This is a genomic window from Nonlabens sp. (assembly GCF_965660805.1).
GTDB lineage: Bacteria > Bacteroidota > Bacteroidia > Flavobacteriales > Flavobacteriaceae > Nonlabens.
In genome coordinates, this window is record NZ_CBFIBE010000043.1 from 1 (window position 1) to 16406 (window position 16406).

At 35.7% G+C, this 16406-nt stretch carries 12 protein-coding genes and 1 tRNA gene; 11 read left to right on the top strand and 2 right to left on the bottom strand.

The annotated features are described in order from the left end of the window. Positions 1–243 precede the first annotated feature (243 nt). From ACTF48_RS09470 to ACTF48_RS09480, 3 genes are all read left to right on the top strand, one after another. Positions 244–1164: a PfkB family carbohydrate kinase gene (locus tag ACTF48_RS09470; protein WP_438962912.1), complete on the top strand. Its 921-nt coding sequence runs from the start codon at positions 244–246 to the stop codon at positions 1162–1164. A 70-nt stretch (positions 1165–1234) separates the two neighbouring features. Continuing rightward, positions 1235–3133, top strand: a complete 1899-nt coding sequence (locus ACTF48_RS09475) for an amidophosphoribosyltransferase (protein WP_438962913.1) — start codon at positions 1235–1237, stop codon at positions 3131–3133. Positions 3134–3261: 128 nt separating this feature from the next. Further along, positions 3262–4047, top strand: coding sequence for a GLPGLI family protein (locus tag ACTF48_RS09480; RefSeq protein WP_438962914.1), 786 nt, complete (start codon positions 3262–3264; stop codon positions 4045–4047). 98 nt (positions 4048–4145) lie between these two features. Here ACTF48_RS09480 and ACTF48_RS09485 read toward each other — a convergent pair whose 3' ends face one another. Continuing rightward, positions 4146–4751: a superoxide dismutase gene (locus tag ACTF48_RS09485; protein WP_438962915.1), complete on the bottom strand. Its 606-nt coding sequence runs from the start codon at positions 4749–4751 to the stop codon at positions 4146–4148. A 205-nt stretch (positions 4752–4956) separates the two neighbouring features. Between ACTF48_RS09485 and ACTF48_RS09490 the strand changes: the two genes are divergently transcribed. From ACTF48_RS09490 to ACTF48_RS09510, 5 genes are all read left to right on the top strand, one after another. Continuing rightward, complete coding sequence (locus ACTF48_RS09490) at positions 4957–8121, top strand: UvrD-helicase domain-containing protein (RefSeq protein WP_438962916.1); 3165 nt, start codon at positions 4957–4959, stop codon at positions 8119–8121. 45 nt (positions 8122–8166) lie between these two features. Continuing rightward, positions 8167–9369, top strand: coding sequence for a glycine C-acetyltransferase (kbl, locus tag ACTF48_RS09495; protein ID WP_438962917.1), 1203 nt, complete (start codon positions 8167–8169; stop codon positions 9367–9369). 96 nt (positions 9370–9465) lie between these two features. After that, entirely contained in the window at positions 9466–10839 is a 1374-nt protein-coding gene (locus ACTF48_RS09500) for an OmpA family protein (RefSeq protein ID WP_438962918.1), read from the top strand. 136 nt (positions 10840–10975) lie between these two features. After that, positions 10976–13711: a PD-(D/E)XK nuclease family protein gene (locus ACTF48_RS09505; RefSeq protein WP_438962919.1), complete on the top strand. Its 2736-nt coding sequence runs from the start codon at positions 10976–10978 to the stop codon at positions 13709–13711. A 1-nt stretch (position 13712) separates the two neighbouring features. After that, a complete protein-coding gene (locus ACTF48_RS09510) occupies positions 13713–14570 on the top strand; it encodes an alpha/beta hydrolase family protein (RefSeq protein WP_438962920.1) in 858 nt (285 codons plus the stop codon). Between the two features lie 19 nt (positions 14571–14589). Here ACTF48_RS09510 and ACTF48_RS09515 read toward each other — a convergent pair. Next, positions 14590–14663 (bottom strand) — tRNA-Ala (locus ACTF48_RS09515). Between the two features lie 67 nt (positions 14664–14730). On the opposite strand from ACTF48_RS09515, the gene ACTF48_RS09520 reads away from it, so the two are divergent. The 3 genes from ACTF48_RS09520 to ACTF48_RS09530 all read left to right on the top strand — a co-directional run. Then, positions 14731–16068, top strand: coding sequence for an MATE family efflux transporter (locus ACTF48_RS09520; protein ID WP_438962921.1), 1338 nt, complete (start codon positions 14731–14733; stop codon positions 16066–16068). A gap of 65 nt (positions 16069–16133) precedes the next feature. Then, on the top strand, positions 16134–16268 hold the full coding sequence (locus tag ACTF48_RS09525; protein WP_438962922.1) for a hypothetical protein: 135 nt from the start codon (positions 16134–16136) through the stop codon (positions 16266–16268). Further along, positions 16265–16406, top strand: a 142-nt coding sequence (locus ACTF48_RS09530) for a 6-pyruvoyl trahydropterin synthase family protein (RefSeq protein ID WP_438962923.1), incomplete at its 3' end; no start/stop codon positions are given. The genes ACTF48_RS09525 and ACTF48_RS09530, both read left to right, overlap by 4 nt.

Consider the following 16406-nt stretch of genomic DNA (forward strand, 5'->3'; position numbering starts at 1 on the left):
TTTAATTTAAATTCTAGTGCAAAGTAAAAACCGTAGACATAACAGTAGCTATGGAAACGATTTATTAGGGCTTTTTAAAAAACAAATTGGTATTATTTAAAAACAGGCCGTCTCATACATTTAAGGCGGTCTTTTTTATTGCGATACTATTTTTAAATAAGTCTCTGGTACTGCCCTTGAAACTCTTGTGAATACAACTCAAAAAGAGAACAAATCCTTACTTTTGCAAAAAATATCGCAAGAATGAGCAAATTAGTAGTTGTAGGTACCGTAGCGTTTGATGCTATAGAAACACCTTTTGGGAAAACAGATAAAATATTAGGTGGAGCCGCCACATTCATAGGCCTTAGTGCTTCTCATTTTAATACTGAGGTAGGATTAGTAAGTGTAGTAGGTGGAGATTTTCCACAAGAGTATCTAGACATGCTTTCTAACAGAGGTATGAATATAGAAGGTGTAGAGGTTGTAAAAGACGGTAAAACCTTTTTCTGGTCTGGAAAGTATCATAATGACATGAATACCAGAGACACACTAGCTACAGAACTTAACGTTCTTGCCGATTTTAATCCAGTAGTACCAGCCTCATTTAAAGATGCTGAAGTAGTCATGCTAGGAAATCTACATCCAGCAGTACAACTAGGCGTTATAGAACAAACACCAGATGCAAAACTTATCATTCTGGACACGATGAATTTCTGGATGGATAGCGCCTTAGACTTATTAAAACAGGTTATTGAAAAAGTTGATGTCATTACTATTAATGATGAAGAAGCTAGACAGCTATCTGGAAAATACTCTTTAGTTACTGCAGCAAAAAAGATCCATGCCATGGGACCTAAATATGTAGTGATTAAAAAAGGAGAACATGGAGCTCTATTATTCCATAATGAAGAGATTTTCTTTGCACCAGCTCTACCACTAGAAGAAGTGTTTGACCCTACGGGAGCTGGAGACACCTTTGCAGGTGGATTTGCTGGGTTCCTAGCTGCAAGTGGAGATTATAGTTTTGAAAACATGAAACGAGCCATAATTTATGGATCTAATTTCGCTTCATTTGCCGTAGAAAAATTTGGTACAGAGCGCATGCAGTCCATCACACCAGAAGAAATAAACACACGTTTAGAGCAGTTTAAAGCACTGACTAAATTTGAAATAAACGCATAACAAATAAAGTATGGAGCCCTCAAAAATTTTGAGGGCTTTTTTATTTAACTTTGGTTCTTTAATTAAGCACATGAGCGATCCATTAAAACACGAGTGCGGTATTGCACTCATTAGATTACTTAAACCTCTAGAATACTATAAAGAGAAATATGGTACAGCATTTTATGGTATCAATAAAATGTACCTGATGATGGAGAAGCAACATAATCGTGGGCAAGATGGTGCTGGTTTTGCAAGTATAAAACTAGATGTAAAACCTGGACAACGCTACATTTCTAGAGTGCGTAGCAATGAGCCACAACCCATTCAAGATATTTTTGCTCAGATTAATGAACGCATTAATACAGAACTAGAAGAAAACCCAGAAATTAAAGATGATGTCGCTGCTCAAAAAACTCAAATCCCATACATAGGGGAATTGATGATGGGGCATGTGCGTTATGGAACTTTTGGTAAAAACAGCATAGAATCTGTACATCCATTCCTGAGACAGAATAACTGGATGCATCGTAACTTAATCATGGCTGGTAACTTTAACATGACTAACGTGTTTGAGTTATTTGATAAACTAGTAGAGCTAGGACAGCACCCTAAAGATATGGCAGACACCGTAACGGTCATGGAAAAAGTAGGACATTTTCAAGACCGTGAAGTTTCTAAACTCTATAAAAAATTTAAAGCTGAAGGACTTTCTAAAATGGAATCCTCACCTAAAATCGCTGAACAATTAAATGTCGCAAAGGTTCTTAAAAAAAGTGCCAAAGATTGGGATGGTGGTTATGCCATGGGTGGTCTCATGGGCCATGGAGATGCCTTTTTACTCAGAGATCCATCTGGAATAAGACCAGCTTACTATTATAAAAATGATGAAGTAGTTGTGGTGGCCAGTGAAAGACCTGTGATACAAACCGCATTTAACGCACCATTTGAAGAAGTAAAAGAGCTCGATCCTGGTAAAGCCATTATCATTAAGAAAAGTGGAAAAGTAAGCATAGAAAAAATCTTAAAACCACTAGAACGTAAAGCCTGTTCCTTTGAACGTATTTACTTCTCCAGAGGTAGCGATGCAGAAATCTATCAAGAACGTAAAAAATTAGGACATTTACTGTTCCCTAAAATCATGGAATTTATAGACCATGATATCGATAATACAGTGTTTTCATATATCCCTAACACTGCGGAAACTTCTTTCTACGGTATGGTAGAGGCAGCACATGCCGCACTAGACGTAGAAAAACGCGAAGCTATTCTAGCCGGAAATGGTAAATTAACTAAAAAACAGGTTGAGGATACGCTTTCGCGAAAGCTGAGAACCGAAAAAATTGCGATTAAAGATGCTAAATTAAGAACCTTTATCACTGAAGATTCTTCTCGTGATGACTTAGTAGCACACGTTTATGATGTGACTTATGGTGTGGTGAAAGAAAATGACAACCTAGTTATTATAGATGATTCCATAGTAAGAGGAACGACGCTTAAAAAATCCATTCTTAAGATGATGGATCGTTTAAAACCTAAGAAAATAGTAGTGGTTTCTAGCGCACCGCAAATAAGATATCCAGATTGTTACGGAATAGACATGGCTCGTTTAGAAGGTCTTGTAGCGTTTAGAGCCGCACTTGCTTTGCATAAAGATAGAGGCACTTATAACATCATAGAAGAAATTTACAAAAAGTGTAAGTCTCAGGTTAAGTTTAAAGATAAAGACGTTATTAACTACGTTAAAGAACTATATGACCCATTTACAGACCAAGAAATATCTGATAAAATAGGTGAATTACTCTCTGATGAAGATCTCAATGCTGAGGTTAAAATCATTTACCAAACGGTAGATAATCTTCACAAAGCCTGCCCTAAAAATTTAGGTGACTGGTACTTTACAGGAGATTATCCTACTAAAGGTGGAAATCGTGTGGTGAATCGTGCTTACATCAATTTCTTTGAAGGAAATAGCGATAGAGCATATTAGGCTGAGACCATAGACAGTATTGTTATTTGATTATAAAACTTTGACCTTATCGTCTCCGTTTTCTCAAATGATATATAAAATACTTTAAATAATTATTCGTTATAAGGTTTTTGACCATAGACAATCTTATGAAGTTTAAATTAGCCTACTTACTCGTCTTTTCAATTACATTTCTTTCAGCTCAAAAAGAGGATAACAATTCAGTAATTCAAGTGGAGTATGACATTATTCTCAATGATACGACAGATATAGAGAGTTTTCAGCGTGCATTTAGACACACACTAGTGACCGATGGTGACCGCAGTCATCAAACACTACAGAGTCATATAGACACTACTCTATACTCTAAATATGGTCATGCTCACTCCTTTAATTCTGAGTTCATAAACAAACATAATTACTTTAAAAGCATCTCAAATGGTCAAGTAAATTATGGAATGGAATATGGATTTCATGAAACTGAGTTAATTACAGATGAATGGATGTTTGTCAACTATAAAGATGGGATTGAGACTAAGAAAATTCTGGACTATAAATGCAAGCAACAATTCGTATCCTTTAGAGGAAGAGATTATGAAATTTATTATGCTCCAGAGCTAAGTGCTTATAAAGATGGTCCATGGAAGTTTATGGGCGCACCAGGATTAATCCTAGAGGTTAGAAGTCTCGATAATTCTGTTTTAATGAAAGCAACTACTCTATATACTAAAACTGTACAAAAAGTCAAGAATATGCCTGATCACTGGATGTCTTCTCTAGGTATAACTTATGACGAATTTGTAAGACGTTATAGACTCTGGCGAGAAGAAGTAGTCAAAAAAAATAAATTTGAAGACTCCAATATTATGGTAATAGTTCCATATAGAGATTTTGAAATTTATAAACCTTATTTTATTGATAATCACAAGTATTAAAGATCATCTACTATAAACACAAAAAACCCTAGCACTTAAAAAGTCTAGGGTTTTAATTTTATTTTGTTAACTGAAAACCGTTAACTAATAACCGACTACTACTTAGCCGCATTATACTTTTCTGAAACAGCATTCCAATCGATTACATTAAAAAATGCAGTAACATAATCTGGTCTGCGGTTTTGATAGTTTAGGTAATAAGCGTGTTCCCATACATCAAGTCCTAAAATAGGAGTACCTCCACAGCCTACACCAGGCATTAAAGGATTATCTTGATTAGGTGTTCCACATACTTCTAGTTCACCATCTTTAACACATAAAAATGCCCATCCAGAACCGAATTGTGTTTTGGCAGCCGTAGCAAATTTATCTTGAAACGCTTCATAAGAACCAAAAGCCTTATCAATAGCAGCCGCAAGATCTCCAGTAGGTTTTCCACCACCATTAGGTGACATCACTTCCCAGAATAATCTGTGGTTATAAAAACCGCCACCATTATTTCTTACTGCTTTGTTATCCATGTCTAGATTATCAAGAATATCTTCTATAGACTTTCCAGCAAGGTCAGTTCCTTCAATCGCAGCATTTAATTTTGTAGTATATCCATTATGATGCTTAGAATGGTGAATCTCCATCGTTCTAGCATCAATATGTGGTTCTAGCGCATCATACGCATAGTTGAGTTTTGGTAATTCAAAAGCCATAATATATTGGTTTTAATTGTTTGATTTTAAAAAGATAAAATTAAACACTACGCTCGATATGTTAAAATTATGGATGTTATAATATACTTAATTATTAAAATATAATAATCTCCACCTACTGTGGCTCGATACTCAACATGTCATCTGCAACAATTTAAGTTTAAGTTTAAAAATACGGATTCATTTTTTCGTATTACCTTTGAGTATGACCTCATCTCCCACTACATTTTATAGCGCCAGTGCTGGCTCTGGAAAAACATACACACTAGCTCGTGACTATCTCACGCTACTTTTTCAGTCACAATTTCATAACCATTACCGCAAGATTCTAGCGGTTACCTTTACAAATAAGGCCGTGGCCGAAATGAAAGAACGTGTACTGGACCACTTGTATAATTTTGGGAAACAACCTGTGCCTAGTGACAGCCTAGGGATATTTAATCATATTCAAAAAATTACAGGATTAAGCACTGAAGAGCTTACTAAAAAAGCGATTAAAATACACCAGCGACTGCTGCATGATTATTCTGCCTTTGACATTGTGACTATAGACGCTTTTAACCATCGTATTTTACGCACTTTTGCAAAAGATATAGACCTTCCACCTGGTTTTGAAGTAGAATTAGATACAGATACGCTCATTAATAAAGCGATTCAAAACTTGATCGCGAGAACTGGAACAGATAAAAATCTTACTCAACGACTCGTAAACTTTTCTCTTTCTAAAATAGATGATGGTAAAAGCTGGGATGTTGCTTATGATCTTCTTCAAATCTCGGCACTTATTAAAAATGAAAATCATTTTAAATATTTAAAAGCCTTAGAAGATAAGAGCAGTGAAGATTTTGACAGGCTTTACCAAAACTTAAACCTGAAAAATAAAGAACTCAAAAAACAGCTGGTACAACTTGCACAAAACCTGATAGAAAAATCTGAAAGTCTAGGCCTAGAACCTAAAGATTTCAAAGGTGGTTCCCGTAGCAGTTTCAATATCATCATTAAGGTCTCTAAAAAAGAAATTTCAGTAAAACCAGATACTGCTTCTATAAAATCTTTAATAGCTGGTGATTTATATTCTAAAACTCAAAAACAACCTATAAAGGACGCTATAGATGTATTAAAAAATGATATTGCAGACTTTGCAAACGCTTACAAAAACATCTATGGATATATAACATTTCATGAAAATATTATAACAAGCATCATCCCGCTTTCTTTACTTAATGAGCTGCTCCATGAAATAAATATAATTAAAAAAGAAGACCAAATTGTTCCTATTTATGAATTCAATGGACTTCTTAGAAATCAAATTAAGGATCAACCAGCACCATTTATTTATGAACGATTAGGAGAAAAATACCGTCACTATTTTATTGATGAATTTCAGGACACTTCTCGTATGCAATGGGAAAATTTAAAGCCTTTAATAGGTAATGCAATTCAAAGTGAAGATGAATATGGACATGGCGGTACACTCATGCTGGTAGGTGATGCAAAACAATCCATTTATAGATGGCGCGGTGGAGATGCAGATCAATTTCTAGATATACACCAGACAGACCAGCTTTTTGAGCTGGAGAAATCTAATGAACCTTTAAAATTCAACTGGCGCAGCTATGATGAAGTTATCCATTTTAATAATGACTTTTTTAAGTTCTATGGGAACTACCTAGCACACCCATCTTACAAAGATTTATACCACAATCATTTACACCAAGAAACGACTTCTAAAAAAGGTGGCTATATTCAACTAGATTTAATTGAAAACGACATCATTTTTACTGATGATGGTGAGCAACTGGACACACCATATCCACCACATGTTTATCAACTTATAAATGAAATAACAGCTCAAGGTTTTCAGTTAGGAGATATTTGTATTCTGGTGCGCAAACATACTCAAGGTCATGAACTGGCACAGTACCTTGTGGCGCGGGACATTACCGTAGTTTCTGGAGACAGCTTACTGGTAGAAGCTTCTCCACGTGTGCAACTTCTAGTAGAGTTAATGAAACTCATACATCAACCAGATCAGCAGGCAATAAAATTGAGTTTTTTATTGCAGTATGCTCATTATCATGGAATCACTGCAATAAATGAATTTGTAGTATCACATATAGATCATACGTTAGATCAGATTACCTCAGCACTTTTTGAAGATATAGATGTAGGTGATAACGCTTTCGCGAAAGCGCCTCTATTCAAAGCAACTGAGCGCACAGCTAGAGCTATGGGACTTTTTAAAAATCAAGATTTACGATTGCAGGCCTTTCTAGAACTTGTATTTGAATTCTCAAACAGTAACGACGTTTCACTATCACTATTTTTAGAACACTGGGATAAAAAGAAAGAAAAACTGAGTGTTCCAGCTACACCAGATCCACAAGCAGTACAAATCATGACCATTCACAAATCTAAAGGCTTAGAATTCCCAGTGGTTATAGTACCTTATTGTGATACTACACTTAATTCCTCAATAAAACCTACCGATTGGGTTCCTGTAAATCCAGCTGCTTATGAGGGATTTGAACACCTTTATATTTCTTTATCAAGTAAGGCTCTTTTCTATCCTCAAGGACCAGCCACAGTTTATGAAAGGCACCTTGAAAAAACCCAGATGGATCAAATTAATAATTTATATGTTGCCTTTACAAGAGCTGTTGAGCAGCTATATATATGTGCCCTTGATAAACCCGAATCTAACAAGCAAAAAGCAGAATCTCTCACTTATGGACAGCTCCTTAAAAGATATACTGTAGCGCAAAACTTAACTCCTATTAAAAAGGAGAACTATGTAAGTTATAAAAAAGGTATTCCAACTAAAAAATCTGAGATAACTCAAACACAATCTACCGAGGAGCTAGGAGTTTACAAGTCTAACACGACTGGATCACGTGGTGATTTTTCTACACGTCGCGGTATGTTATGGGCTAGCGGCTCTAAAGAGGCTGTTACAAAAGGTAATTTACTACATGATTATATGTCCCTAATAACCTCTACAAAGGACCTACCGGTAGTGATTCATAAAATAAAAAGAGATCACCATATAGGCAGCTCTTTAAAACAGGAACTGATAAGTATTCTAGAAAAAGTTATAAGTCCAGCTTATTTTGGAAAGTACTTTTTACCACATTTAAATATTTTAAATGAACGTGGTATAATAACTCCTCAAGGAGCAAAATTTATCCCAGATCGACTCATTATAGATGAGCAACTGGTAACTATAATAGATTATAAAACTGGAGCTGTTCTAGAAAAACATAGAGATCAGTTAGATTATTATGCAGCCTTACTTATAGAAATGGGCTATGAGATAAAAGAGAAGGTACTGATTTACACAGATCAACTAGAAGAACTCGTCTGGAAGTAAAGTAGGTAGAGTTTATTACCTTTGAAATCTATTAAAAAAACAACTATGTACGGCAGTATTAAAGAACATCTCCAGAAAGAGATTCAAGAAATAAAAGAACAAGGATTATTTAAAAAGGAACGTATCATTACTTCACCGCAAGATGCAGTAATCACATTAGATGATGGTAGTGAAGTGCTCAATTTTTGTGCAAATAATTATTTAGGTCTTTCTTCTCATCCAGAAGTAATTCAAGCTGCAAAAGACACATTAGACTCTCATGGTTTTGGGATGAGTTCAGTACGTTTTATATGTGGAACTCAAGATATACACAAGGAACTAGAAAGAAAACTAGCAGATTTCTACGGTCAGGAAGACACTATATTATATGCAGCATGTTTTGACGCAAATGGTGGTGTTTTTGAACCGCTATTAGGAAAAGAAGATGCTATAATATCAGACTCTTTAAATCATGCATCTATTATAGATGGTGTGCGTTTATGTAAAGCGGCACGTTATAGATATGCTAGTGCAGATATGGAAGATCTTGAAAAACAATTAATCACGGCAAACGAAAACGGAGCACGTTTTAAAATAATTGTTACTGATGGTGTTTTCTCCATGGATGGAATACTCGCACCACTAGATAAAATATGCGACCTAGCAGATAAATATGATGCCCTTGTAATGGTAGATGAATGTCATGCTGCAGGGTTTTTAGGTGATACAGGACGCGGCTCTCTAGAGGCAAAAGGTGTGCTAGGAAGAATAGACATTATTACTGGAACACTAGGAAAAGCTTTAGGTGGTGCCATGGGTGGTTATACCGTTGCAAATAAAGAAGTTATTGAAATTTTAAGACAGCGATCTAGACCTTATCTATTTAGTAATTCCTTAGCACCATCTATAGTCGGAGCGTCTATTAAAGCCATAGAACTTATAGATTCAAGCACAGACCTTATCGATAAGGTTCAGGCAAACACGGCTTACTTTAAAAAAGGAATGAAAGAACTTGGATTTGACATTATCGATGGAGAGAGCGCCATAGTTCCAGTAATGCTTTATGACGCACAGTTATCTCAAAACATGGCCGATGCACTTTTAAAAGAAGGTATCTATGTCATAGGCTTCTTTTATCCTGTTGTTCCTAAAGAAAAAGCAAGAATAAGAGTACAGCTAAGTGCGGCGCACGATAAAATACATCTTGATAAAGCTATTAATGCTTTTAAAAAAGTAGGTCAAGAACTAGGTGTTATAGCTCAATTTTAGAAAAATTAATGCTTTTTAATAAAAATTAATGCATAAACCCTTGTAAGTGTGCTTGAAGAGCTTAATTTTGTTGCGTTGATAATAAAAAACCCCAACATGAAAAACATATTTAAATTTTTAGCCGTTTGTGCGATCGCTCTTAGTGCGACTGTAACACAAGCGCAAGACGAAAGTAACAAGTGGGCATTTTCCATAGGAATGAATGCTATTGATTTGTATCCAGTAGGAGAAGCTGATCAAGGATTAGGAGACTACTTTGAAAATTTCTTTGATGTAGACAGTTATAACATCATCCCTGCTCCATCGAGAATTCAAGTAGGATACTACGTGGGAGATGGAATCGTTGCAACAGGAGCTTTAGCTGTTAACAATATAGACAGAGTAGGAGAGTCAAGTATTGATGCAGTAACTTACTTTAGTGCTGATGCAGGTTTACAATACGGTTTCCGCAATCTAATCAAGAAAAATGGAGTTCTAGATCCTTTCGTAGGTTTAGGTGGTGGATATAACTGGGTAGACTCTGAAGGTTTTGGAACCTTTAACGGTACAGTAGGTATTGATTTTTACTTTAGTGAAAACATTGCTTTCAACCTACAGACTACTTATAAGCATGCATTTGAAGATGCTAATCCTAAACACTTCCAGCACGTAGCTGGTTTAAAGTTTACGTGGGGTGGAACTGATACTGATGGTGATGGTGTCTATGATAATGTAGATGCTTGTCCTAATGTAGCTGGTTTAGAGCAATTCATGGGTTGTCCTGATTCTGATAAGGATGGTATCGAAGATTCAAAAGACAATTGTCCTAACGCATTCGGTCCAGCTGAGTCTATGGGATGTCCTGATACTGACGGTGACGGAACATTAGATAAAGATGATAACTGTGTAAACGAGGCTGGTCCTGCTTACAACAATGGATGTCCAGATCCAGATTCTGATGGTGATGGTGTATTAGATAGTAAAGACAAGTGTAAAATGGTTGCTGGTCCAGCTTCTAATAATGGTTGTCCTACTGATAGAGATAATGATGGTGTAGTAGATGCAGATGATAAGTGTCCAGATGTTGCTGGTATCGCTTCTCTTGCAGGTTGTCCTAAACCGGCTGCTCCTACTGCTCAAGAACAAGCTCAATTAAACGCTTATGCAAAAACAATCTTGTTTGATACTGCTAAAGCAAATATTAAAGCTGAGTCTGCAAAGGTTCTTTCTGATATCACTGCTATATTGAAGAAATACCCATCTGCAAAATTCTCTATTGATGGTCACACAGACAGTGTAGGTTCTGCAACTTTTAACCAAAAGTTATCTGACTCTCGTGCAAACGAAGTTAAGAACTACTTAATTAAGAATGGTATTGAAGAAAACCGTTTAACTTCAGTAGGATATGGTGAGGCTCGCCCAGTAGGTGATAATAAAACTAGAGCTGGTCGCGCACAAAACAGACGTGTAGAGATCAACTTAATGAACTAATTGATTTTTTAAATTATAGTTAAAGCGCCACTTTCAAGTGGCGCTTTTTTTATGCCTCATATTTTTTAAAGGTTGCAACAATAAAATCTTTGAAGCATTTAATGGTTCTTTTTAGTATTATAGATATCTTGTAGCTATGAATTCATTTCTCAAATCTGTAACAGAAAACCTTGTACATAAAGGGTACGATTTACACCAGTGCACTTATGTAGTACCTAGTAGACGAGTGGCCACTTTTCTTAATAAGATCATTGCCCAATCCTCTACACGGCCATTTTTTGAACCCGTCATACATAGTGTAGAAGACTTTATAAGTCATGTAGCACAGCTTGAAATTGCTCCAGATATTAATCTGCTATTTGACTTTTACTCCAGTTATACTGCTGTTGAAGATGTAGAACATATAGATTCTATTGATGAATTCATAACTTGGGCACCTACTATTCTAAAAGACTTTAATGAAATAGATCGGTTTTTAGTAGAACCTGAAGATTTCTTTAATTACTTAGGAAATTTAAAGGAACTAGAAAAAGAGCACTGGTCTATTCTAGAGCCTAAAACTGAAATGGTAAAGAAGTACTTGTATTTCTGGAGTAGACTGCATAATTATTATAATGAATTTACCGCAGATTGTATAAAAAAAGAAGTCGTTTATCAAGGTCTGGCATACAGGATCGCTTTCGCGAAAGCGAAACAAAAAGCATCTCTTTATACTGCTGAAAAACCATTAATTTTTCTAGGTCTTAATGCCCTAAATAAATCTGAAGAAGAAATTATACAGATTTTCTTAGAAGAAGGATCCAGCCATATATACTGGGATAATGATCGCTATTTTACAGATAACAAATACCATGAAGCTGGAAGATTCCTGAGAAAATATCGAGACAAATGGCCTTATTATAATACATCTGAATTCTCGATTAGTTCCAATAATTATGAGCGAGAAAAAAACATCTCTATTATAGGAGCTTCTGGAGCTATAGCAATGTGTCAAGTAGCTGGAAAGATTATTCAAGAACTGCTCGATAATAATGAAGAGCTCGATAAAACCGCCTTAGTACTAGCTGATGAAGCCTTACTGTTACCTGCTCTAAGTGCTGTGCCAGATGGAATAAAACATTTAAATATCACCATGGGGTTAACGCTAGATAAGACTCCTATAGCCAGCTTTTTTAACCAGCTTATAAAGTTAAAAATTACAGGTAATGAGCATGGTTTTTACTATAGAAATGTAATTGAAATTTTAGAATCTCACTTTGCATCTATTATAGATTCTAGTTCTAGTAAGGCATTACTTGAAATCATTCATAAAGATAATTTAATATATATCCCACATCGATTTGAGCCATCTACAGGAAACTCCAGATTTATATCTCAACTATTTAAAACCATCACCACAGCTCAGGAACTGGTAGATTTTATAAAACAAATATGCCATTTGCTCCAATTAAAACTTATTGAAGATAGTTCCCGTAGACTAGAACTGGAACAGCTACTAGGCATTAATAGCGTAATAGAACAGCTCTCCAGTATTTTAACAAATAAAGTAACCATCACTGACCCTAAAACCATTCAGTTTCTCTTTAAACAACTTTTACCACAACACAAACTGGACTTCATAGGAGAACCTATAAAAGGACTTCAGGTCATGGGATTACTGGAGACTCGGGCACTGGATTATGAAAACATTATTATGCTCTCTTTAAATGAAGGTATATTACCTGCTGGGAAATCTACAGCATCCTATATTCCTTATGACATGAAGGTAAAGTATGGATTACCTACTTATACTGATAAGGATAGTGTTTATGCGTATCACTTCTACAGGCTATTACAACGTTGCAAAACAGCTCATCTTATTTACAACTCAGAAACCAACAGTCTAGGTGGTGGAGAAAAAAGCAGATTTTTAATGCAACTAGAAACTAGCGATGTTAAGGATCATGTTTTGAAAAATCAAATTTATGCTAATAAAGTTGAAACTACCCGTAATAGAGAACTCTCCATTCCTAAAGATGAATTCTATTTTAATAGAATGAAGCAAATTGCTGTTTCTGGGTTTTCACCGTCTGCTATAACCAGTTACATTTATAACCCCATAGAGTTTTACCGAAGTAAAATCCTTAAAATTAACGAAGCTGATGAAGTAGAAGAAAACATGGCCGCAAATACTATGGGAACCATGATACATAAAGCTCTAGAATCTTTGTACCAACCTTATACCAATCATATACTAAAAACAGAAGATATGAAGGCCATGCGTACTAGAGTAGATAAAACCATAAAGCAAGCATATCTTAACAGTTATAAAACCACTCAAGAACCACAAGGTAAAAACAACATCATGTATGAGGTGGCAAAACATTATGTACATAAAATGATCTCTTATGACCATGAACTCATTAATAATGGGCATGAATTAATCATAAAAGAACTAGAGGTGCGGTATTCCACCACTATTTTTATAGAAAATATAGGGGAAATAAAACTACACGGTGAAGTGGACCGTATCGATGAACTGGATGGAGTCCTGCGGATCATAGATTATAAGTCTGGTATGGTTAATAAGAGCAATGTAGGTTTAAAACCTGATGAGTATGAACCTTTAATAACAGACTATGAGAAATCTAAAGCCTTTCAAATACTCATGTATGCTTATTTATACTCAAAGAACAATACTTTTACAGAGTGCAGTCCAGGAATCATAAGCTTTAAGAACTTCAAGGCAGGCTTTATTCCTTATCAAATCAAGTTAAGTACTTATAGACCTCAAATAGTAGGTGAAAAAGAACTGGCAAATTTTGAAGAACAACTTCATCATATTATAGAAGAGCTTTACAACCCAGATATACCATTAACAGAACCTAGTTAAAATGACCATAATAGAGAACCATGTTTACCATAGAGCTGGTAAAAAACCCATTCTACTAGACTACTATATTCCCCTAAATGGGAACAAGTGCCCTATTATAATCTTTGCGCATGGTTATAAAGGTTTTAAAGATTGGGGTGCGTGGTCATTAATGGGAAAGGAGTTTACAAAAGCTGGTTTATGCTTCATAAAATTTAATTTCTCTCATAATGGAGGAACCGTTGATCAGCCCATAGACTTTCCAGATCTAGAGGCGTTCGGCACTAATAATTATAGTAAAGAGTTAGATGACCTAGGTGATGTAATGGACTGGATTATTTCAAACTTAAAAAACGAATTAAGAGTTGATACCTCTTTACTATATCTCATAGGTCACAGTCGCGGTGGTGGAATATCTATATTAAAAACCGCAGAAGACTCGCGTATTAAAAAGCTGATCACTCTGGCCAGTGTTTGTGATTTTGGAGAACGTTTCATAAACGCTGGTGATTTAGAACAATGGAAAAAAGATGGTGTTAAATATGTGACTAATGGGAGAACTAAACAGGAAATGCCGCATTTTATTCAGTTTTATGAAGATTATATTCAACATAAAGAACGTTTAAACATCAAATCTGCCAGCCAGAACATAAACATACCTCATCTAGTAATTCATGGCGATGCAGACACATCAGTTTCTGTAAATGAAGGGCAAAAGATCCATAGCTGGAATAAAAAAAGTAAATTAAAAATTATAGAAGGTGCAGATCATGTTTTTAATGTAAAACACCCGTGGAATAAAGACAGCTTACCTCAAGAGTTTAATGAGGTCATTACTGCATCTATAAAGTTTCTAAAACAAAAAACCGATCATAGCTGATCGGTTTTTAAAATAATCGTGGAGAATACCGGATTCGAACCGGTCACCTCTTGCCTGCCAGGCAAGCGCTCTAGCCAAATGAGCTAATCCCCCAAAAATTAATGATCAAATATAAAGCAATACTTCCATAGATTATCAAACTGCAAAACCTATTTTAAACATGTCTTCTATAGCCTCTATTAACCCAAAAGATATTTTAAAGCTCGCTATTCCTGCCATTATTGCTGGAATAGCTGAACCTTTAATAAGCCTTACTGACGTGGCTATAATAGGAAATATGGAAACTAATGCCGTAGAGAGCCTGCTCGCTGTAGGCCTAGTAGGTTCATTTCTTAGCGCCATTATCTGGACGCTAGCACAGACTAAAACTTCTATTTCTAGTATAGTCTCAAATGCACTAGGCAGTAACAATCTTAATAATATACACACTCTTTTACCACAAGTGATATGGATTAATATCCTTCTAGGAATAGGGATCTATGTAGTTACTGCACCACTAGCGTCTTGGATTTTTACTCAGTATAATGCGCAAGGAACAACCTTAAAGCTATCCGTCAGTTATTACCAGGTTAGAGCGCTAGGATTCCCACTCACCTTAAGTGCCTTTGCTATTTTTGGGATATTTAGAGGTATACAGAACACCTCTTGGGCCATGATTGCTAGTTTATGTGGTGCGGCTGTTAACATCTTACTCGATTACCTCTTAGTATATGGGATAGAAGACCTAATTCCAGCTTATGGCGTGGTAGGAGCTGCTTATGCAAGTCTAGTAGCACAATTAGTGATGTTACTCATTGCTTTATTTTTTCTATATCAGCACACACCTTTTCAACTTCATGCTCTTAAAAGGAATGCGCACCCTAAACTTAAAAAACACATTTCACTAACGGTAAATTTCTTTCTAAGAACAGTAGCAATTAATATTGCCATCTTTTTATCTTATAGATATGCTGCTGGATATGGAGCATCACATGGAGCCACGCATGCTATCCTTATGAACATCTGGTTATTTTTCTCCTTTTTTATAGATGGTTTTGCAAATGCTGGAAACGCCATAGGTGGAAAATTATTAGGCTCAAAAGACCTCAACGGACTTCAATATTTAGGAAAAACTACGACTAAATATGGAGTGATCATTGCACTGATTCTAGTCACAATTTGTGCCTTGTTTTACTCCTTCATAGGTCATCAGTTTACTGATGATAGTACTGTTTTTAATCTTTTTATGAGCACCTTCTGGATCGTGTTACTCATGCAACCCATTAACGCTGTGGCATTTGTCTTTGACGGGATTTTTAAAGGTTGGGGAGAAGCTCCCTATTTGCGTAACGTGCTCATTATTCTAACCGCAGCCGTTTTTATTCCTACGCTACTCATCTTTGATTACTTCGACTTTGAACTTAAGGCTATTTGGATCGCTTTTACGTTCTGGATGCTGGGCAGGGCTGCTGTTCTTACTTTTAAATTTAAAGATCGCTTACGTTCCATGGAAAATTAAAAGAGTCGTTATTACGTTTTCGCGAAAGCGTATATTTTACAATATCTTTGCCTTAAAATAACACCATGTTTCAATTACTCATAGAAGACAACTGGTTCATCAAACTATCCCGATTTATGGGTGGTTCGGGAATATTTTTAGTGATTGCTATCATTTTAATGGTCGTAGTAGGTTATAACAAATGGAAATCAAGAAGATGAAAAAAGTAAGAATTACTAAAGAGTTCACCTTTGAAACAGGTCATGCCTTATATGGTTATGATGGTAAATGTCGTAACGTGCATGGCCATAGCTATAAACTAGCGGTGACCGTAATCGGGACGCCCATAGATGATATGG

What these genes read in the sequence shown, in the direction of transcription:
- ACTF48_RS09510 (WP_438962920.1), top strand. Translation starts at nt 13,713, where the DNA reads ATGACCATAATAGAGAACCATGTTTACCATAGAGCTGGTAAAAAACCC.
- ACTF48_RS09490 (WP_438962916.1), top strand. Translation starts at nt 4,957, where the DNA reads ATGACCTCATCTCCCACTACATTTTATAGCGCCAGTGCTGGCTCTGGA.
- ACTF48_RS09475 (WP_438962913.1), top strand. Translation starts at nt 1,235, where the DNA reads ATGAGCGATCCATTAAAACACGAGTGCGGTATTGCACTCATTAGATTA.
- ACTF48_RS09470 (WP_438962912.1), top strand. Translation starts at nt 244, where the DNA reads ATGAGCAAATTAGTAGTTGTAGGTACCGTAGCGTTTGATGCTATAGAA.
- ACTF48_RS09525 (WP_438962922.1), top strand. Translation starts at nt 16,134, where the DNA reads ATGTTTCAATTACTCATAGAAGACAACTGGTTCATCAAACTATCCCGA.
- kbl (WP_438962917.1), top strand. Translation starts at nt 8,167, where the DNA reads ATGTACGGCAGTATTAAAGAACATCTCCAGAAAGAGATTCAAGAAATA.
- ACTF48_RS09520 (WP_438962921.1), top strand. Translation starts at nt 14,731, where the DNA reads ATGTCTTCTATAGCCTCTATTAACCCAAAAGATATTTTAAAGCTCGCT.
- ACTF48_RS09480 (WP_438962914.1), top strand. Translation starts at nt 3,262, where the DNA reads ATGAAGTTTAAATTAGCCTACTTACTCGTCTTTTCAATTACATTTCTT.
- ACTF48_RS09485 (WP_438962915.1), bottom strand. Translation starts at nt 4,751, where the DNA reads ATGGCTTTTGAATTACCAAAACTCAACTATGCGTATGATGCGCTAGAA.
- ACTF48_RS09505 (WP_438962919.1), top strand. Translation starts at nt 10,976, where the DNA reads ATGAATTCATTTCTCAAATCTGTAACAGAAAACCTTGTACATAAAGGG.
- ACTF48_RS09500 (WP_438962918.1), top strand. Translation starts at nt 9,466, where the DNA reads ATGAAAAACATATTTAAATTTTTAGCCGTTTGTGCGATCGCTCTTAGT.